At 70.8% G+C, this 18,120-nt stretch carries 14 protein-coding genes and 1 riboswitch; of the genes, 4 read left to right on the top strand and 10 right to left on the bottom strand.

Annotated features, from left to right (window positions below; genetic code table 11):
• Position 1 precedes the first annotated feature (1 nt).
• Positions 2–286 carry a tautomerase family protein gene (locus AC07EJ_RS36445; protein WP_389486222.1) on the top strand — a complete coding sequence of 95 codons (285 nt, stop codon included), beginning with the start codon at positions 2–4 and terminating at the stop codon, positions 284–286.
• Positions 283–1,326, top strand: coding sequence for an LLM class flavin-dependent oxidoreductase (locus tag AC07EJ_RS36440; RefSeq protein ID WP_478885885.1), 1,044 nt, complete (start codon positions 283–285; stop codon positions 1,324–1,326). Before AC07EJ_RS36445 ends, AC07EJ_RS36440 begins: the two co-directional genes overlap by 4 nt.
• Before the next feature lie 34 nt (positions 1,327–1,360).
• Here the strand turns inward: AC07EJ_RS36440 and AC07EJ_RS36435 are convergent, their stop codons facing one another.
• From AC07EJ_RS36435 to AC07EJ_RS36420, 4 genes are all read right to left on the bottom strand, one after another.
• Positions 1,361–2,011 (bottom strand): thymidine kinase, encoded by a 651-nt coding sequence (locus AC07EJ_RS36435; RefSeq protein WP_478885884.1) that lies wholly within the window; start codon positions 2,009–2,011, stop codon positions 1,361–1,363.
• A gap of 38 nt (positions 2,012–2,049) precedes the next feature.
• Positions 2,050–3,246 carry an alkaline phosphatase family protein gene (locus AC07EJ_RS36430; RefSeq protein ID WP_478885883.1) on the bottom strand — a complete coding sequence of 399 codons (1,197 nt, stop codon included), beginning with the start codon at positions 3,244–3,246 and terminating at the stop codon, positions 2,050–2,052.
• On the bottom strand, positions 3,246–3,833 hold the full coding sequence (locus AC07EJ_RS36425) for a DUF5998 family protein (RefSeq protein WP_362906941.1): 588 nt from the start codon (positions 3,831–3,833) through the stop codon (positions 3,246–3,248). The genes AC07EJ_RS36430 and AC07EJ_RS36425 overlap by 1 nt, the downstream gene beginning before the upstream one ends.
• Before the next feature lie 94 nt (positions 3,834–3,927).
• A complete protein-coding gene (locus tag AC07EJ_RS36420; protein WP_478885882.1) occupies positions 3,928–6,750 on the bottom strand; it encodes a bifunctional acetate--CoA ligase family protein/GNAT family N-acetyltransferase in 2,823 nt (940 codons plus the stop codon).
• A 221-nt stretch (positions 6,751–6,971) separates the two neighbouring features.
• Here AC07EJ_RS36420 and AC07EJ_RS36415 point away from each other — a divergent pair, with 221 nt between their 5' ends.
• Positions 6,972–7,253, top strand: a complete 282-nt coding sequence (locus AC07EJ_RS36415) for an HPr family phosphocarrier protein (RefSeq protein ID WP_389486211.1) — start codon at positions 6,972–6,974, stop codon at positions 7,251–7,253.
• A 192-nt stretch (positions 7,254–7,445) separates the two neighbouring features.
• On the opposite strand, the gene AC07EJ_RS36410 is transcribed toward AC07EJ_RS36415, so the two are convergent.
• The 4 genes from AC07EJ_RS36410 to AC07EJ_RS36395 all read right to left on the bottom strand — a co-directional run bounded on the left by AC07EJ_RS36410 (position 7,446) and on the right by AC07EJ_RS36395 (position 12,336).
• Complete coding sequence (locus AC07EJ_RS36410; protein ID WP_389486209.1) at positions 7,446–8,132, bottom strand: GntR family transcriptional regulator; 687 nt, start codon at positions 8,130–8,132, stop codon at positions 7,446–7,448.
• A gap of 267 nt (positions 8,133–8,399) precedes the next feature.
• On the bottom strand, positions 8,400–9,188 hold the full coding sequence (locus AC07EJ_RS36405) for a M23 family metallopeptidase (protein WP_389486207.1): 789 nt from the start codon (positions 9,186–9,188) through the stop codon (positions 8,400–8,402).
• A 12-nt stretch (positions 9,189–9,200) separates the two neighbouring features.
• Positions 9,201–9,357: riboswitch (cyclic di-AMP (ydaO/yuaA leader) on the bottom strand.
• A 196-nt stretch (positions 9,358–9,553) separates the two neighbouring features.
• Entirely contained in the window at positions 9,554–10,939 is a 1,386-nt protein-coding gene (locus tag AC07EJ_RS36400) for a M16 family metallopeptidase (protein WP_478885881.1), read from the bottom strand.
• Positions 10,936–12,336, bottom strand: a complete 1,401-nt coding sequence (locus AC07EJ_RS36395) for a M16 family metallopeptidase (RefSeq protein ID WP_389486315.1) — start codon at positions 12,334–12,336, stop codon at positions 10,936–10,938. Before AC07EJ_RS36395 ends, AC07EJ_RS36400 begins: the two co-directional genes overlap by 4 nt.
• Before the next feature lie 250 nt (positions 12,337–12,586).
• Between AC07EJ_RS36395 and AC07EJ_RS36390 the strand changes: the two genes are divergently transcribed.
• On the top strand, positions 12,587–15,043 hold the full coding sequence (locus AC07EJ_RS36390; protein WP_389486203.1) for a DNA gyrase/topoisomerase IV subunit A: 2,457 nt from the start codon (positions 12,587–12,589) through the stop codon (positions 15,041–15,043).
• Here AC07EJ_RS36390 and AC07EJ_RS36385 read toward each other — a convergent pair.
• Positions 15,040–16,146 (bottom strand): CobW family GTP-binding protein, encoded by a 1,107-nt coding sequence (locus tag AC07EJ_RS36385; RefSeq protein WP_393586223.1) that lies wholly within the window; start codon positions 16,144–16,146, stop codon positions 15,040–15,042. The two genes, AC07EJ_RS36390 and AC07EJ_RS36385, sit on opposite strands and share 4 nt — an antisense overlap.
• An 805-nt stretch (positions 16,147–16,951) precedes the next feature.
• The gene (locus AC07EJ_RS36380) at positions 16,952–18,118 is read right to left on the bottom strand and encodes a citrate synthase/methylcitrate synthase (protein WP_389486199.1); all 1,167 of its coding nucleotides are present in this window, start codon (positions 18,116–18,118) and stop codon (positions 16,952–16,954) included.
• Positions 18,119–18,120: the final 2 nt, after the last annotated feature.

Below are 18,120 nucleotides of genomic sequence, written 5' to 3'. Positions count from 1 at the left end.
CATGCCCCAGGTCGCCATCACCCTCGCCGAGGGCCGCACCCCGGGCCAGATCCGGGACCTGATGCACGAGGTGCACGCCGCGGTCCTGCGCACCACGAACACCCGGCCCGAACACATCCGTGTCGTCGTTCACGAGGTGCCCCGCTCCCACTGGGCCACCGGTGACGTCACCCTCACGGAGATGGACGCCGCCGGCACGGGACAGCCCGGCGCGACCACCGACGAACACACCGGCCAGGTGAAGAACCGACACCTGACCGGCCAGCAAGACGAGGAGCAGTCATGAGGTTTTCGTTGTTCGTACACATGGAACGCTGGGACGAGGAGGTCAGCCACCGCCGGCTCTTCGAGAACCTCTCCGAGCTGGCGCTGATGGCCGAGGCCGGCGGGTTCGGCACCGTGTGGATCGGCGAGCACCACGGGATGGAGTACACCATCTCCCCCAGCCCGATGCCGCTGCTCGCCCACCTGGCCGCGAAGACCTCGACCATCCGCCTGGGTGCCGGCACCATCATCGCCCCGTTCTGGAACCCGATCCGGGCCGCCGGTGAATGCGCCCTGCTGGACGTCATCAGCAACGGCCGGATGGAGGTGGGGCTCGCCAGGGGCGCCTACCAGTTCGAGTTCGACCGGCTGGCGGGCGGGCTGTCGGCCCGCGACGGCGGCAAGCACCTGCGGGAACTGGTGCCCGCCGTCCGGGCGCTCTGGCAGGGTGACTACGCCCACGACGGCGAGATCTGGCAGTTCCCGACGTCGACCAGCGTGCCCAAGCCTGTGCAGCAGCCCACCCCACCCATGTGGATCGCCGCCCGCGACCCCGATTCCCACGACTTCGCCGTGGCTCAGGGCTGCAACGTCATGGTCACCCCGCTGATGAAGGGGGACGAGGAAGTCGTCGCTCTCAAGGGGAAGTTCGACAACGCGGTGGCCAACCACCCCGAGGTGCCGCGTCCGGAGCTGATGGTGCTGCGGCACACCCATGTCCACTCCCCCGCCGAGCCCGACGGGTGGCGGCCGGCCGCGGAGGCGATCAGCCGGTTCTACCGGACCTTCGACGCCTGGTTCGGCAATCAGGCCACCCCACAGAACGGGTTCCTCGCCCCCAGCCCGGAGTCGAAGTTCGAGGACCGCCCCGAGTTCGAACCGGAATCGCTGCACAAGACGGCGATGATCGGCACCCCGGCCGAAATCATCGAACGGCTGCGCGCATACGAGGAACTCGGCGTCGACGAGTACAGCTTCTGGATCGACACCAGCCTCTCCCACGAGGAGAAGCGCAGGTCGTTGGAACTGTTCATCAAGGAAGTCGTGCCGGCCTTCGAGTGAGTCGATACGCCCCCGCAGAGCCGACCGGCAATCGTCAGTCGGAGCCCACTGGCAGGACGTCCGGCGAGAGCACGCCGGCGCGGACGGTACCGCTCGTCATACGGCGACGGTGATGGCGCCGGCACAACACCTCGTAGCCGACCTCCGCGGCGGGGCTGCTCACGTCACCGACGACGACCTGCTCGCCTTCCACGACCATCTCGCCATCCACCGTGCGGGCGTTGTGCGTAGCACGCGCCCCGCACCAGCACATCGCCTCCACCTGCAGGGTCTCAAGGCGGTCCGCCAGCTCGATCAGCCGCTGCGAGCCAGGGAAGAGCTTCGTGCGGAAGTCGGTGGTGATGCCGAAGGCGAAGACGTCCATGTTCAGGTCGTCGACGATGCGGGCGAGCTGGTCGATCTGCGCGGGGGCGAGGAACTGCGCCTCGTCGACAATCAGGTAGTCGACCCTGCCGCCCTGCGACACCCGGTCGATGACATAGGCGTACAGATTCATACCCGCCACCGCCTCGACCGCCTCGGTCACCAGTCCGAGCCGTGAGGAGAGCTTCCCCTCCCCCGCCCGGTCGTCCCGACTGAAGTTCAGACCCTGCAGCCCCCTCGCCGACCGGTTGTGCGCGATTTGCAGAGCCAGGGTGCTCTTTCCGCAGTCCATCGTTCCGGAGAAGAACACGAGCTCGGGCATGGGGAGTTGAGGGCCTTTCCGCGGTGGTGGGGGGACGATCAGGAGCGTACTTCGAGCAGCGGTACGAGCTGCTCGGCGGGGGTCATCGAGCCGTGGTTGCCGACCATGGCCGACTCCTTGGGCTCCCGCTCGGAGGCGATGATCACCACGTCGTCGTGGGCGGCCGCGATGACGTCGCCCAGGCGCGCGTAGACCCGCTCGTCGATGTGCGGGCCGAACCAGCCCGCCTCGATCGCCTCGTCCCGACTCGCGATCCAGAACTGCTCGCCGAGCACCTCGCGCCACACGGTCAGGACGTCGGACTCGGCGCCCGGCACCGCGTAGACGTGGCGGGCGCGGCCCTCGCCGCCGAGGAGGGCGACGCCTGCGCGCAGCTCCCAGTCCTCGTCGAAGTCGATGCGGGACTGCTCGTCGAACGGGATGTCGATCATGCCGTGGTCGGCCGTGATATACAGCGCGCTGCGCGGCGGGAGCTGCTCGGCGAGGCGCTGCGCGAGCCGGTCGACGTACATGAGCTGGCCGCGCCACGGGTCGGAGTCGACGCCGAAGCGGTGCCCCTTGCCATCGACCTCGCTGTAGTACGTGTACACCAACGACCGGTCACCGGCCGCCAGTTGCTCGGCGGCCAGGTCCATGCGGTCCTCGCCCGAGAGGCGCCCGCGGAAGCTGCCGCCGCTGAGGGCCACCTTCGTGAGAGGCGTCGACTCGAACGCGGGGGCGGAGACCTGCGCGGTGTGCACACCGGCCTCGTGGGCGCGCTGGAAGATCGTCGGGTACGGCTGCCAGACGTGCGGCTGGGTCCAGGGGATCCAGCGGAGCTGGTTCATCAGCTGGCCGGTGTCCGGATTGCGGACCGTGTAGCCGGGCAGGCCGTGCGCGCCGGGCGGCAGGCCCGTGCCGACCGAGGCGAGGGAGGTCGCGGTGGTCGCCGGGTAACCCGCGGTGATCGGGCGGCCCGTGCCCCCGCGCGAGGACGCGAGGAGCGAGGTCAGGAACGGCGCCTCGTCGGGGTGGGCCTGGAGCTGCTGCCAGCCGAGCCCGTCGATCAGGAACACGCACGCGCGGTCGGCGGGCCCGAGCTCGGGTATCGCCGGAGCGCAGTCCGGGACGCCCAGGTGGGAGCCGAGGGTGGGCAGCAGGTCGGCGAGGGAGCCGGCGCCGTACTCGGGCACGGGGGCGGACCGGACGGCGAGCGGCTCTGCTTCTTGCCAGTCTTCCCAGGCAGGCATGGCCATCAGCGCGCGGTCGCCGCGGTGGCCTCGGACAGGGACTGGGCGAAGGCGAGCGTCTCGCGGACGGTGTCGGGGCCGTCCCCGGTCTCGCTGACGCGCAGGCTCAGGTCGTCGGCGGTCGAGCTGCCCGTGTACCCGTGGTCCGCCTCGCAGTTGGGGTCGCCGCAGGCCGCGGGCTCCAGGTCGATGCGGGCGACGGCGCCCCAGCCGATGGTCAGGACGACCTCGCGCGGCAGGGTGCCCGGGACGTACTTCTCCGGGTTGGCGACGACGCGGCTGAGCACGACCGACGAGATCCGGTCGAGCTTCACGGACTCGGTGGACGTCGTGGCGTACGGCGTCGGCGACGTGGTGTCGGCGGCCTGCTCGTCGGTGTGACTGACGATGAAGCGGGTGTCGGTGAGGACGAGCACGGTGACGTGCCTGCGCACCTCGTTCGAGTCGAAGGTGGTCTCCTGGTGGACCAGGTACGACCCGATGGGTTCGCCGCCGACCGCGGCCTCCACCGCCTCGGCCACGAGGGCCGGGTAGTAGCCGCTACGCTCGATCGCCGCGCGGAGCCCTTGGGTCGTCGTACTGGTCTTGGCCATGAGACCCATCCTAAAGCCCGGCGGGGGGCTCGCGGTGCGCCTGTGGACGGGTGCGGAAATCACCCGTATGTGGGGCTCGTCTCACCGGCCCGGCTCAGTACGCGGGCAGGGTGCGGGGGCCGAGGTCGTCGCGGGCGGGCGGCGGAGCGAGCCGTATCGAGGCGCCGAGGACCGACAGGCCGCTCTGGGCGACGACGACGGGCTCCAGGGAGACGGCGACGACCTCGGGATGATCGTCCACGAGCCGCGAGACCCGCTGCAGCACCTCTTCCAGCGCGGCCGTGTCGACGGGCGCGGAGCCGCGCCAGCCGAAGAGCAGGGGCGCGGTCTTGATGCCCCTGACGATCGACTGGGCGTCCCGGTCGGTGACCGGGATCAGCCGGTGCGCGGTGTCGCCGAGCAGCTCGGAGGCGGCGCCCGCGAGGCCGAAGGAGAGCACCGCGCCGGCGGCCGGGTCGATGACCGCGCGGACGACGGTGTCGACGCCGCGGGGCGCCATGGCCTGGACGACGGGCCGCAGCTCCTCGGGCTTGCCCAGCGTCTCGGACAGTTCCGCGTAGGCGCGTCGCAGCTCCTCCTCGTTCGCCAGGTCGAGGCGCACTCCTCCGAGGTCGGCGCGGTGGCGCAGGTGCGGGGCGGTCGTCTTGAGGGCGACGGGGTAGCCGAGGGTGCGCGCGGCGGCGGCCGCCTCGTCGGGGCCGGGGGCGGGCAGGGTCTGCCGTACGTCGATGCCGTAGCGGGCGAGGAGGGCGCGGGCGTCCTCGGGGGCGAGCTCGGCGCCCCGCGGGTCGTCGTTCTTCGCGAGAAGCGCGGCGATGAGCTCGGCGGCGCCCGTCTCTTCGATGCCGTCGTACTCGGGGACCTTGCCGGGCTCCGCGGCGTCGCGCCGCCACTGGGCGTACTTGACGGCTTCGGCGAGGGCGTGGACGGCGCGCTCGGCCGCCGGGTAGGCGGGGATGAGCGCGGGCGTGGGGGCGGGCTCGTCCATGGGCGGGCGTTCGGCCGGGGGGCCGCCCGGGGTCTTGGCGAGCGCGCGCGGGCCGGTGCTGGTGGCCGCGGAGAGCGCCTCGGCGAGACCGCCGAGTTCGACGTGCACGACCAGGACCGGCTTGGTGGGGGTGCCGGCGGCGGCCGAGCTGAGCGCCTCGGCCAGCGCCGCGTCCTCGGCGGACGACTCCCCCAGCGCCGGCATCGCCGTCACGACGACCGCGTCGCACTTGTCGTCCGCGAGTGCCTCGGTGAGCGCCGCATGGAAGTCCTCGGCGGACGCCGCGGTCGTCAGGTCCCGCGGCGGCTTCGGCCGCAGGCCCTCGGCGAGGCAGACGTCGTACGTGAGGAGGCCGAGCGACTCCGAGTTCCCGAGGATCGCCACGCGGGGGCCCGCCGGGAGGGGCTGGCGGGCCAGCAGCAGGCCGGTGTCGACGAGTTCGGTGATGGTGTCGACGCGGATGACACCCGCCTGGCGCAGCAGGGCGGAGACGGTGGCGTACGGCAGGCGCGTGGCGCGGACTGCGTGACCGAGGGGGCCGATGCCGCTGTGCCGGGCGCCCTGCACCACGACGAGGGGCTTCGCGGCGGCCGTGCGGCGGGCGAGGCGGGTGAACTTGCGCGGGTTGCCGATGGATTCGAGGTACATCAGGGCGACGTCGGTGTCCGGGTCGTCGTACCAATACTGGAGTACGTCGTTCCCGGACACGTCCGCGCGGTTGCCGGCGGAGACGAACGTCGACACACCTGTCACTCCAGTCACGCCCCCGCCGCGCCGCTGGAGGCGGGCGAGCAGCGCGATGCCGATGGCTCCGGACTGGGCGAACAGGCCGATGCGGCCCGCGCGCGGCATCTCGGGCGCGAGCGACGCGTTGAGCCGCACCTCGGGCGAGGTGTTGATGACGCCGAAGGCGTTCGGCCCGATGAGGCGCATGCCGTACGAACGGGCCTGGCGCACCAGTTCGCGCTGGCGGGCGCGGCCCTCACTGCCGGACTCGGCGTATCCGGCGGAGACCACGACGATCCCCTGGACGCCGCGCTCGCCGCATTCGGCGACGACTTCGGGGACGTGCCGCGCGGGGACGGCGACGACGGCGAGGTCGACGGGCTCGGCGGCGTCGATGTCGTGGACGGAGCGGTGCGCGGGGACGCCGTCCAGGTCCCGCAGGTCGTCGGGGAACGCCTTGTTCACGGCGTGCAGGCGGCCGGTGAAGCCTGCGTCGCGGAGGTTGTCGAGGACGCTGCGGCCGACTCCGCCGGGCGTGCGGCCCGCGCCGATGACGGCGACGGATCCGGGGGCGAGGAGCCGCTGCACCGAGCGGGCCTCGGCGCGCTGCTCACGGGCGCGCTGCACGGCGAGCGAGGCCTCGGTGGGTTCGAGGTCGAACTCCAGGCGGACGACGCCGTCCTCGAAATGGCGCTTCTGGGTGTACCCGGCGTCCGTGAACACCTTGATCATCTTGGTGTTGGCGGGCAGCACCTCGGCGGCGAAGCGCCGGATCCCGCGCTCGCGGGCGACGGCCGCGATGTGTTCCAGGAGCGCGGACGCGACGCCCCGGCCCTGGTGGGCGTCCTGTACGAGGAAGGCGACCTCGGCCTCGTCGGCGGGGGCGGAGGCGGCCATTCCCTGGGCGTTGATGCGGTCGTAGCGGACGGTCGCGATGAACTCGCCGCCCACGGTGGCCGCGAGGCCCACCCGGTCCACGTAGTCGTGATGGGTGAAGCGGTGGACGTCCTTGGCGGACAGGCGCGGGTACGGCGCGAAGAAGCGGTAGTACTTCGACTCGTCGGAGACCTGCTCGTAGTAGCTCGTGAGCCGCTCGGCGTCGTCGATGGTGATGGGCCTGACGCGGGCGGTGCCGCCGTCGCGCAGCACCACGTCTGCTTCCCAGTGGGCGGGGTATGCGTGCCGGTCCGACGGGGTCTGCATGGGCCCAGCGTACGGCGCACCGACGACAGTCGTACGGGTCGCGGCGCGAGCGGGCCGAAGGCAGGCTATGAGGGCCGACGGGCGTGCGCGGGCGGCAGGCAGGGCCCACATCAGCGGTACGCAGGGCTCGCATCAGCGGTACGCAGGGCTCACATCGGGCACGTCCACCGGTGTGGGAGACTGGTCTAGACAACAGTGAGAATCCTGAAGGGCAGCATCACATGGCTGAGCGCCGCGTCAACGTCGGCTGGGCCGAGGGCCTTCACGCCCGCCCCGCTTCCATCTTCGTCCGCGCGGCCACGGCGACCGGCGTCCCCGTGACGATCGCCAAGGCCGACGGCAACCCCGTCAACGCCGCCTCCATGCTCGCGGTGCTCGGCCTGGGTGCCGGCGGCGGCGAGGAGATCGTCCTGGCCGCCGACACCGAGGGTGCGGACGCCGCGCTCGACCGCCTGGCCAAGCTGGTCTCCGAGGGGCTCGAGGAGCTTCCCGAGACCGTCTAGTCCGGGCCCGGTGCCGGGTCTCCCGATTCTTCGGCGCCGTCCCCTGCTCACAGGAGATCGCGCCACATAAAGGGTCTGTTCGGATTTTCCGAGCAGACCCTTTTGCTTTCCGCTGTTCTGTTCTCATAATTCCGGGGCAGCGGAAATAGGGCCCCTCGAAATTGGCCGCCCTCTTTGTATACGGCGCCTGCGTTAATACTGAAGCCCCACTGTGTTGACGGGATGTTGCGAAGTCCTCACACGGCCACCCGGGCGGGGGGCGCGCAACCGGTGAGCGGCCGCGGCGCGCTCCGTGTGCTGCGCCGTGAGCGCCCGCGCGCGCTCCGCGTCACCGCGCGCCACGGCATCGACGATCGCTCCGTGTTCGGCCCAGGAGTCCGCCGGCTGCGCGGGCTGCTCGACGGTGTACATCCACGCGATCTTGTGGCGGAGCTGGGTGAGCATCGTGGTCAGCCCCGGGCTGCCGGACGCCTGTGCCAGCGTCTCGTGGAACCAGCCGCCCAGCGAACGCAGATCCTCGTTCCGGCCTTGCCGCGAACGCTCCTGACCCAGCCTGACCAGGCCCCGCAGGACCTTCAGGTGCGCCTCGGTGCGGCGCTGCGCGGCACGCGCCGCGGCGAGCGGTTCGAGGAGCATCCGGATCTCCAGCTGGTCCGCCGCCTCCTGCGTGGAGGGTTCGGCGACGCACGCGCCCGCGTGCCTGCGGGTGACGACGAAGCCCTCGGCCTCCAGGGTGCGCAGCGCCTCGCGCACGGGGACGCGCGAGACGCCGTAGCGGCGGGCGAGCACCTCCTCGGTGAGTCTGCCACCGCGCTCGTAGACACCGGAGACGATGTCGTCGCGGATCGCCGTGCATACCGAGTGCGCCGGAATACGCATGACCCGACCTCCGCCTTAATCCCCGCGAAACGCGGTCGATAGTCGCTCGTACAGCACGATTGACGTCTGTTCAGCTTGCTTGTTCAGCGACTCTATTCCAGGGGACGTGAATTTCCGATGGCAGGCCGCAATCCATGGATATTTTTTGGACAGCGCCACCGGGAACGAGCGGGCTCGGAACGATCCCGCGACAGGCCGGGAACGACGAAAGCCCCGGCTCACTGAGCCGGGGCTTTCGGTGCGTATTCGCGAGGTACGGGGCGAAGGTCAGACGTTCACGCCGTGCGCGCGCAGGTACGCGACGGGGTCGATGTCCGAGCCGTACTCGGGGCTGGTGCGCGCCTCGAAGTGGAGGTGCGGGCCCGTGACGTTGCCGGTCGCTCCGGAGAGGCCTATCTGCTGCCCCGGGGTGACCGTCTGCCCGACGGAGACGCCGATGGACGACAGGTGGCCGTACTGGGTGTACGTGCCGTCGTTCATCTTGATGACGATGTTGTTGCCGTAGGCGCCGCCCCAGCCGGCCTCCACGACCGTGCCCGCGCCGACGGCGTGGACCGAGGTACCGCTGGCGGCATGAAAGTCGATGCCGGTGTGGCTGCCGGAGGACCACAGGCCACTGCTGGCCTTGTACGCGGTCGACACGTACGAGCCGGTGACCGGCATGACGAAGGCGTTCAGGCGCTTGCGTTCGGCCGCACGGGCGGCGCGCTCCTTGGCCTCGCGCTCGGCCTTGGCCTTGGCGACGGCCTTGCGCCGCTCCTCCTCGGCCTTCTTCTTGGCCTCGGCCTCGGCCTTCTCCTTCGCGGCGGCCTCGTCGGCGGCCTGCTGCTGGGCAGCGGCCTGCGCGTCGATCTGCTCCGCGAGGGAGTCACCGATGGAGATGGCCTTGGTCAGGCCGGTCTGCTCCAGAGCCGCGTCGTCGGCGGCGAGGGCGGGGGCGGCGAGGCCTCCGATGACACCGGTCGTGGTGAGCGCGGCGACGCCGGCGACCTGCACGGTGGTGCGCGTGAGACGGCTCGGACGACGGTGCTTCCCGGTGGCACGGGTGAACGCCATGGGGTGGCTGATCCTTTCCTTCCTTCTCGCCTACCGGGTTAGCTGACGGGTTCGGAGCAGGAAGGTCTCCTACAGACCCCCTTCAGGGAAGGGCGTCCGATTCACCCCAGGGACGGTGGGTCCCCGGCTCCCCCGGCTCGCGCCTTGGGGGACTCGGCGATGACTGTCCGGTGCCGCGGGCGCGGCGTACATCTGGCGGACAGCCGGACCGACGCTAAGCGGGGCATCTTTCAATCAACAAACGGAACCGGGCTTTTGTAGCGCATGCCACAGGGCAGACAGGCAACCACTGGTCCAATTCGGACATACAGGGGCCCCGGCGGTCATCTCGCCCACCGGGGCCCCTCGTTGCGCACCGGTCACGGTCAGCCCGTGACGACGGTCACCTCGCCGATGCCGAGCGCCCTGACGGGCTCCTCGATCTGCGCGGCGTCACCGACGAGCACCGTCACCAGACGGTCCGTCGGGAAGGCGCTCACGACGGCCGCGGTGGCCTCCACGGTGCCCGTCGCGGCGAGCCTGCGGTACAACTCCGCCTGGAAGTCGTCCGGCAGGTGCTGCTCGATCTGGTCGGCGAGCGTCCCCGCGACGGCCGCGGCGGTCTCGAACTTGAGCGGGGCGACGCCCACCAAGTTCTGTACGGCCACGTCCCGTTCGGCGTCGGTGAGGCCCTCGGCGGCGAGCGTGCGCAGCACCTTCCAGAGGTCGTCGAGCGCCGGACCCGTGTTCGGGGTGTCCACGGAGCCGCTGATGGCGAGCATCGCGACGCCCGTGCCGTCCGGCGCCGAGCGCAGCACCTGGCCGAACGCCCGCACGCCGTAGGTGTATCCCTTCTCCTCGCGCAGGACGCGGTCCAGGCGGGAGGTGAGGGTGCCGCCCAGGCAGTACGTGCCGAGCACTTGCGCCGGCCACACCCGGTCGTGCCTGTCCGCGCCGACGCGGCCGATCAGGATCTGCGTCTGCACCGCGCCCGGCCGGTCGACGATGACGACCCTGCCGGTGTCGTCGGCCGTCACGGGCGGCACGGGGCGCGGCTGCGCCGTGTTCCCCGTCCAGGCGCCCAGCGTGTCCGCCAGGAGGGCGTCGAGGTCGACGCCCGCGAGGTCGCCCACGACGACCCCGGTGGCAGTGGCGGGACGCACGTGCCGGTCGTAGAAGGCGCGTACGGCCGTCGTGTCGATGGCCGCGACGGTCTCCTCGGTGCCCTGGCGCGGGCGGGACATGCGCGCGGTCGCCGGGAAGAGCTGCTTCGAGAGCTCCTTGGCGGCGCGGCGGCCCGGGTTCGCCGTCTCGTGCGGGATCTCGTCGAGGCGGTTGCGCACGAGCCGTTCGATCTCGCTGTCCGCGAACGCGGGCGCCCTGAGGGCGTCGGCGAGCAGGCCGAGCGCCTTCGGCAGGCGGGAGACGGGGACCTCGAGGGAGACCCGTACTCCGGGGTGGTCGGCGTGCGCGTCGAACGTCGCGCCGCAGCGCTCCAGCTCGGCGGCGAACTCCTCGGCGGCGAGCTTGTCGGTGCCTTCGGAGAAGGCCCTCGCCATGATGGTGGCGACGCCGTCGAGCCCGGCGGGCTCGGCCTCCAGGGGCGCTTCGAGGTTGATCTCGACCGCGACGACCTGCTGGCCCGGGCGGTGGCAGCGCAGCACCGTGAGGCCGTTGTCGAGGGCGCCGCGCTCGGGCGCGGGGAAGGCCCACGGCCGGGCCGTGCCGGCCTGGGGCTGCGGGTGGAAGTCCATGGTCGCGAGCTCGGTCACTTGCCGGCCTCCTTGTCTGCGGTCTCGTCTGCGGTCACGTCGGCGGTCTTGTTCACGGTCTCGTCCGTCGCCTCGTCGGCCGTCTCATCGGCCTCTTCGGGGGCCGTCGGCTCGTAGACGAGCACCGCGCGGTTGTCGGGGCGCAGATGGGCCTTGGCCACCTCCTGGACCTCCTCGGCGGTGACGTCGAGGACGCGCTGGACGGCGGTCAGGGCGAGCTGCGGGTCGCCGAACAGGACGGCGAACCTGCACAGTTCGTCGGCGCGGCCCGCGACCGTGCCGAGCCGGTCGAGCCACTCGCGCTCCAACTGGGCCTGGGCGCGCTCCATTTCCTCCGGGGTGGGCCCGTCGGCGGCGAAGCGCGCGAGCTCCTCGTCGACGGCCTTCTCGATGACAGGGACCTCGACGTCGCCGGACGTCTTCACGTCCAGCCACCCCACGGAGGGCGCCCCCGCGAGCCGCAGGAGACCGAACCCGGCGGCGACGGCGGTCTGGTCACGGCGGACGAGACGGTTGTAGATCCGGGACGACTCGCCGCCGCCGAGGACCGTCAGGGCCAGGTCGGCGGCGTCGCACGCGCGCGTGCCGTCCTGCGGCAGGCGGTAGGCGGCCATCAGCGCGCGGGCCGGAACCTCCTCCTCGACGACCTCGCGCACCCCCTCACCGATCCGGTCGGGCAGGGCGCCGTCGCGCGGGGGCTGCTTGCCGTCGTGGCGCGGGATGGAGCCGAAATACTTCTCGACCCAGGCCAGCGTCTGCTCGGGGTCGATGTCCCCGACGACCGAAAGCACGGCGTTGTTCGGCGCGTAGTACGTACGGAAGAACGTCCGCGCGTCCTCCAGGGTGGCCGCGTCCAGGTCGGCCATGGAGCCGATCGGCGTGTGGTGGTACGGGTGGCCCTCCGGGTACACGAGGGCGGTGAGCTTCTCGAACGCGGTCCCGTACGGAACGTTGTCGTAGCGCTGGCGGCGCTCGTTCTTGACGACGTCGCGCTGGTTCTCCATCGACTCCTCGTCGAGCGCGGCGAGGAGGGAGCCCATCCGGTCGGCCTCCAGCCAGAGCGCGAGCTCCAGCTGGTGCGTGGGCATGGTCTCGAAGTAGTTGGTGCGCTCGAAGCTCGTCGTCCCGTTCAGCGAGCCGCCGGCGCCCTGCACCAGCTCGAAGTGCCCGTTCCCGTGGACCTGCTTCGAGCCCTGGAACATCAGGTGCTCGAAGAGGTGAGCCAGGCCCGTGAGGCCCTTGACCTCGTGCCGCGAGCCGACGTCGTACCAGAGGCAGACGGCTGCGACCGGGGTGAGGTGGTCCTCGGAGAGCACCACGCGCAGGCCGTTGGCGAGGCGGTGCTCGGTCGCTGTCAGGCCGCCGGAGCCGGCCTCGGCGGTGGCCGTGTGACCCATGGGCATGTACGTCCCTTCGATCGCGGAACTATCGCGGAAACTGCGGAAACTGCAGATGTGCTGCCAGTTCTGCCACTGTATGCAAGCGTTCTGACGCCTGGCGAAGTTCCCGCACTGGGTACGCCCAGAGCGAGCACCGAACGCCGTACGGACGGGTCGCGGTCGGCGTTGTCAGTGGGGCGGTCCACAATGGTGCGCGTCAGATTCTCGTACATGCCCCGGCAGCATCTGTGAAGGAGCCGCAGCAGCGATGGCCCGCCGCAGCACGAAGACCCCGCCTCCCGACGACTTCGAGGAGCGGATCCTCGACATTGACGTTGTCGACGAAATGCAGGGCTCCTTCCTCGAGTACGCCTACTCGGTGATCTACTCCCGGGCCCTGCCGGACGCCCGTGACGGCATGAAGCCCGTACACCGGCGCATCGTCTACCAGATGAACGAGATGGGCCTGCGCCCCGACCGCGGCTACGTGAAGTGCGCCCGCGTCGTCGGCGAGGTCATGGGTAAGTTGCACCCGCACGGAGACTCGTCGATCTACGACGCCCTGGTGCGGCTCGCCCAGCCCTTCTCGATGCGCCTCCCCCTCGTCGACGGCCACGGGAACTTCGGCTCCCTGGGGAACGACGACCCGCCGGCCGCCATGCGGTACACCGAGTGCCGGATGGCCCCCGCGACGTCATTGATGACGGAGTCGATCGACGAGAACACGGTCGACTTCGGACCGAACTACGACGGCCAGGAGCAGGAGCCCGCCGTCCTCCCGGCCGCCTACCCGAACCTCCTGGTCAACGGCGCGTCCGGCATCGCCGTCGGCATGGCGACGAACATGCCGCCGCACAATCTCGGCGAGGTCATCGCGGCCGCCCGCCACCTGATCAGGCACCCGAATGCCGACCTCGAGACGCTCATGAAGTTCGTCCCGGGCCCCGACCTGCCGACCGGCGGCCGGATCGTCGGCCTGTCCGGCATCAAGGACGCCTACGAGTCGGGCCGCGGCACCTTCAAGATCCGCGCCACGGTGTCCGTGGAGGACGTGACGGCACGCCGCAAGGGCATCGTCGTCACCGAACTGCCCTTCGCGGTCGGCCCCGAGAAGGTCATCTCGAAGATCAAGGACCTGGTCGGGTCGAAGAAGCTCCAGGGCATCGCGGACGTCAAGGACCTCACCGACCGCCAGCACGGCCTGCGCCTGGTCATCGAGATCAAGAACGGCTTCGTACCGGAGGCCGTCCTGGAGCAGCTCTACAAGCTGACGCCGATGGAGGAGTCCTTCGGTATCAACAACGTGGCGCTGGTCGACGGCCAGCCCCTGACGCTCGGCCTCAAGGAGCTCCTGGAGGTCTATCTCGACCACCGCTTCGAGGTCGTCCGCCGCCGCAGCGAGTTCCGCCGTACGAAGAAGCAGGACCGGCTGCACCTGGTCGAGGGCCTCCTCGTCGCGCTGGTGGACATCGACGAGGTCATCCGCCTCATCCGCTCCAGCGACAACTCCGCACAGGCGAAGGAGCGCCTGATGGAGCGCTTCTCGCTGAGCGAGATCCAGACGCAGTACATCCTCGACACCCCGCTGCGCCGCCTCACCAAGTTCGACCGCATCGAGCTGGAGACGGAGCGCGACCGGCTCAACGGCGAGATCGACGAGCTGACCGGGATCCTCGACTCCGACGCCGAGCTGCGCAAGCTCGTCTCCGCCGAACTGGCCACGGTGGCCAAGAAGTTCGGCACCGAGCGCCGCACCGTGCTCCTGGAGTCGGCGGGCACGACCGTCGCCGCTGTGCCCCTCCAGGTCGCCGACGACCCGTGCCGTGTGCTCCTGTCGTCGACGGGCCTCCTGGCGCGCACGGCGAACGCCGACCCGTTCGGGGACGACGAGGACGCCCGCCGCACCAAGCACGACGTCATCGTCTCCGCGGTCCCGGCGACGGCGCGCGGCGAGATCGGTGCGATCACGTCCACGGGGCGCCTGCTGCGGCTCAACGTCATCGATCTGCCGCAGCTCCCGGAGACGGCCTCGGCGCCGAACGTCTCGGGAGGCGCACCCGTCACGGAGTTCCTGTCGTCCCTGGAGGCGGACGAGAAGGTGGTCTGTCTGACCACCCTCGACGAGTCGTCGCCCGGCCTGGCGATCGGCACAGAGCAGGGCGTGGTCAAGCGCGTCGTGCCCGACTACCCGGCCAACAAGGACGAGTTGGAGGTCATCGGCCTCAGGGACGGTGACCGCATCGTCGGCGCCGTGGAGCTGCGCACCGGCGAGGAGGACCTCGTCTTCATCACGGACGACGCCCAGCTCCTGCGCTACCAGGCGTCGCAGGTACGCCCGCAGGGCCGGGCAGCCGGCGGTATGGCGGGCATCAAGCTGGCCGACGGCGCCAAGGTGATCTCGTTCACCGCCGTCGATCCGGCTGTCGACGCGATCGTCTTCACGGTGGCCGGGTCGCGCGGCACCCTCGACGACTCCGTCCAGACGACCGCGAAGCTCACCCCGTTCGACCAGTACCCGCGCAAGGGGCGGGCGACGGGCGGCGTGCGCTGCCAGCGCTTCCTGAAGGGCGAGGACTGCCTGAGCCTGGGCTGGGCGGGCCCGACTCCGGCCCGCGCGGCACAGAAGAACGGCACCCCGGCCGAGCTGCCCGAGGTCGACCCGCGCCGCGACGGCTCGGGCGTCTCCCTCGCGAAGACGGTCTCGGTGGTGGCGGGGCCGGTCTAGTCCGCGTCGCTTTCCGGTTCGCTTCCCGCGTCGCTCGGCTCCTGTACGTATCTCAGGACGCCCCACATGCTGTGCTCGTCGGCATAGGTGTGCGGGGCGTCCTGGGCGCAGGCGGTCAGTTCCTTGCTCAGCCGCGGGGCGTCGATCCCGGCGCCGATGAGGACGAGCCGGCTGAGGCGCGGCTCCCCTGGAGCCCAGGGCTCCGGCGAGAACCGCAGGAACCGCCCGACGGCGTGCACGGTGTACTTGTTGCGCGCGTCGGCCGCTCCGAAGCCGACGTACCCCTTGATGCGGTAGAGCCCTTCGGGCCTGCTGTCGAGGAAGGCCATCAACCGGCGTGGATCAAGCGGCACTTCACACTCGACGGAGACGCTGTCGTACGCGGAGTGCAGATGCCCGTCGTGCACGTCTCCGCCTGCGCTGCCGTCGTCGTGTCGGTGCAGATCGTCGAACGACAACTGGCCGATCCGCTCGCGCGTCGGCCGGCAGTCGAAGAGGAACTCGGGGTCCACGCGCGCGTACGTCGTGGGAACGACCGCCGCTTGTCCGGCCAGCCCGCGCACGCGCTCCATGACGCGCTCCAGGTCACCATCCGGGATCCGGTCCGCCTTGTTGACCACCACGAGGTCGGCGATGGCCACGTGCCGGTCGAGCTCTGGGTGCTGTTCCCTCGTCGCCTCGAACTCGACGGCGTCGACGACCTCCACCAGACCGCCGTACACGATCCGCGGATTCTCACTGGCCAGCACCATGCGCACGAGCTCCTGCGGCTCGGCGAGCCCGCTCGCCTCGATCACGATCACATCGATGCCGTTGCGCGCGGACGGCCGGGTGAGGCGGTCCAGGTACTCGTCGAGCTCGCTCGCGTCGACGGCGCAGCACAGACACCCGTTGCCGAGGGAGACGGTGGAGTCGCCGAGCTGCCCGGCGACGGCCATGGCGTCGATCTCGATCGAACCGAAGTCATTGACGATGGCGCCGATCCGCGTGCCGCCGCCGTGGTGCAGCAGATGGTTCAGCAGGGTCGTCTTGCCGGAGCCCAGGAACCCGGCGAGGACGACGACCGGGATCTGCTGTGGAAGCTCCTGCCTCGGCTGACTCAACGCGCGACCTCTCTCACACCGACGCGCACGCCGGTCTCATACCGACGCGCATACCGGCGTTCTTACGACGAATGAATGCCGCCCCAGGATACGAGCGCGTAGAAACACCGCGAAGTGAACGATTGTTAACGTCGCGGGTTGGGCACACGACGGGCGTTGCGCCCGGACGAGCGACCCCTGCTTCCCTCCGTGGGCCTCCTCTCCGCCTCCTCGCCGACCAGCGCCGCTCGGCACCCTGGGGGGCGGCAAGCGCGCCGCCCACCGCTCGCCGGTCCCTTTCCCGTCGCCCCGCACCCGACGACGGCAGGCGGACGGCCGTCTGAACCGGTGGTTGGCATGGCCACACAGAGTTTTGGGTTACTGGTCAAGGCCATCGACGACCCGTCCCTCGCGTCTCTGATCAGCACGTACGGCGCGGAGATCCCGCCGAAGAAGGTGCGCTAGTACGTCTTCGCAAACGCCTGGTACGTCAACCGCTTCCACCTGGACCAGGCAGGCGTCATCGATGGCGAGGAGCCGACCCGCCTGAGGCAACGCCTTCGCGACGAAGTCTCCACCGGACCACCCTGGTCGCAGGACTGCTGGGAGGGGCCGCATACGCCATCGGCTCGGGAGCCGGCACAGCAGCGTGGTCCTGGCTGCTCGACTGGCTCAGCCGCATCAACTAGAGCGGCTGCACAACAGCATCGGTGTGCCCCCGCACACCCGTGGCAGTACCTCGGGCGCGAACTGCCCTGACGCATTCGAGCTGAGCGACGGGAACTCCCGGAGCCCGGTCCCCACGAGGGGCCGGGCTCCCGCCCGTTCAGGACATGACCGGCACCGGCACCGGAGCCGCAGGTCCCACGTATCGCGCCGCCGGGCGGATGATCTTCGAATCCCGCGCCTGTTCAAGGATGTTGGCGCTCCACCCCACCACCCGCGCAGCGGCGAACGTGGGGGTGAACATCGTGCGCGGCAACCCGCACAGCTCCATGACCACGCCCGCGTAGAACTCGACGTTCGTGTGAAGTTCCCGCCCCGGCTTCAGCTCCGCGAGGATCGACTCCACATGGCGCTCGACCTCGATCGCGAACTCCACCATCGGCCCGCCGAACCTCTGGGCGATGCCTCGCAGCATCCGCGAGCGGGGGTCCTCCGTGCGGTAGACGGGGTGGCCGAAGCCCATGATCCGGTCGCCCGCGAGGACCCGCTCGCGAATCCATCCGTCGATCCGGTCCGGCGTACCGATCGCGTCGAGCGTGTCGAGCGCACGGCTCGGGGCACCGCCGTGCAGCGGCCCGGAGAGCGCCCCGACGGCGCCGACCAGACAGGCCGCGACGTCGGCACCGGTCGACGTGATGACCCTCGCCGTGAACGTTGACGCATTGAATCCGTGGTCAATGGTTGAGATCAGGTACTGCTCGATGGCGCGGGCGTGAGCGGGCTCCGGCTCCGAACCCGTCAGCATGTAGAGGTAGTTCGCCGCGTACGACAGGTCGTCGCGGGGCTCGACCGGTTCGAGGCCGCCGCCGAGCCGGTGCAGCGCAGTGAGCAGCGTCGGCACGACCGCCGCGGCGGTCAGGGTGTCGTCGCGCCGCCGTTCGTCGTCGATGTCGTACACGGGGCGGAAGCCCTGTGAGGCGCCGAAGAGCGACAGGGCGCTGCGCAGGCCGGCGAGCGGGCCGGGGAGGGATCCGGCGCGGGCGATCCCGGGCAGCGCGGCCCGCACTTCGTCGGGCAGCCGGCGCAGGGCGGCCGTACGCGCGGCGAAGGCGGCGGACTGCGCGGCGTCAGGCAGGTCGCCGTGGATCATCAGGTGCCATACGTCCTCGAAGCTGCGGGTCTGCGCGAGCTCGACGGCCGAATACTGGCGGTAGTGGTAAAAGCCCTCACGCCCTCTGACGTCACCCAATTCGGTGTCGGTGACGACGACGCCCGCGAGTCCCCGCGGTACGTCGACAGGGGCGGCCGTGGTCCCGTTGATCGGCATGT

The sequence above is a fragment of the Streptomyces sp. NPDC045026 genome (assembly GCF_056432625.1).
Note: the sequence above shows the minus strand (reverse complement) of the source record. Positions and strands in the feature narration are given on the sequence as shown.

Excerpts from the sequence above, each read along its gene's own strand:
- AC07EJ_RS36395 (WP_389486315.1), bottom strand. The coding sequence starts at position 12,336 with ATGGGTCACACGGCCACCGCCGAGGCCGGCTCCGGCGGCCTGACAGCG.
- AC07EJ_RS36410 (WP_389486209.1), bottom strand. The coding sequence starts at position 8,132 with ATGCGTATTCCGGCGCACTCGGTATGCACGGCGATCCGCGACGACATC.
- AC07EJ_RS36435 (WP_478885884.1), bottom strand. The coding sequence starts at position 2,011 with ATGCCCGAGCTCGTGTTCTTCTCCGGAACGATGGACTGCGGAAAGAGC.
- AC07EJ_RS36430 (WP_478885883.1), bottom strand. The coding sequence starts at position 3,246 with ATGGCCATGCCTGCCTGGGAAGACTGGCAAGAAGCAGAGCCGCTCGCC.
- AC07EJ_RS36440 (WP_478885885.1), top strand. The coding sequence starts at position 283 with ATGAGGTTTTCGTTGTTCGTACACATGGAACGCTGGGACGAGGAGGTC.
- AC07EJ_RS36405 (WP_389486207.1), bottom strand. The coding sequence starts at position 9,188 with ATGGCGTTCACCCGTGCCACCGGGAAGCACCGTCGTCCGAGCCGTCTC.
- AC07EJ_RS36420 (WP_478885882.1), bottom strand. The coding sequence starts at position 6,750 with ATGCAGACCCCGTCGGACCGGCACGCATACCCCGCCCACTGGGAAGCA.
- AC07EJ_RS36445 (WP_389486222.1), top strand. The coding sequence starts at position 2 with ATGCCCCAGGTCGCCATCACCCTCGCCGAGGGCCGCACCCCGGGCCAG.
- AC07EJ_RS36380 (WP_389486199.1), bottom strand. The coding sequence starts at position 18,118 with ATGCCGATCAACGGGACCACGGCCGCCCCTGTCGACGTACCGCGGGGA.
- AC07EJ_RS36425 (WP_362906941.1), bottom strand. The coding sequence starts at position 3,833 with ATGGCCAAGACCAGTACGACGACCCAAGGGCTCCGCGCGGCGATCGAG.
- AC07EJ_RS36390 (WP_389486203.1), top strand. The coding sequence starts at position 12,587 with ATGGCCCGCCGCAGCACGAAGACCCCGCCTCCCGACGACTTCGAGGAG.
- AC07EJ_RS36415 (WP_389486211.1), top strand. The coding sequence starts at position 6,972 with ATGGCTGAGCGCCGCGTCAACGTCGGCTGGGCCGAGGGCCTTCACGCC.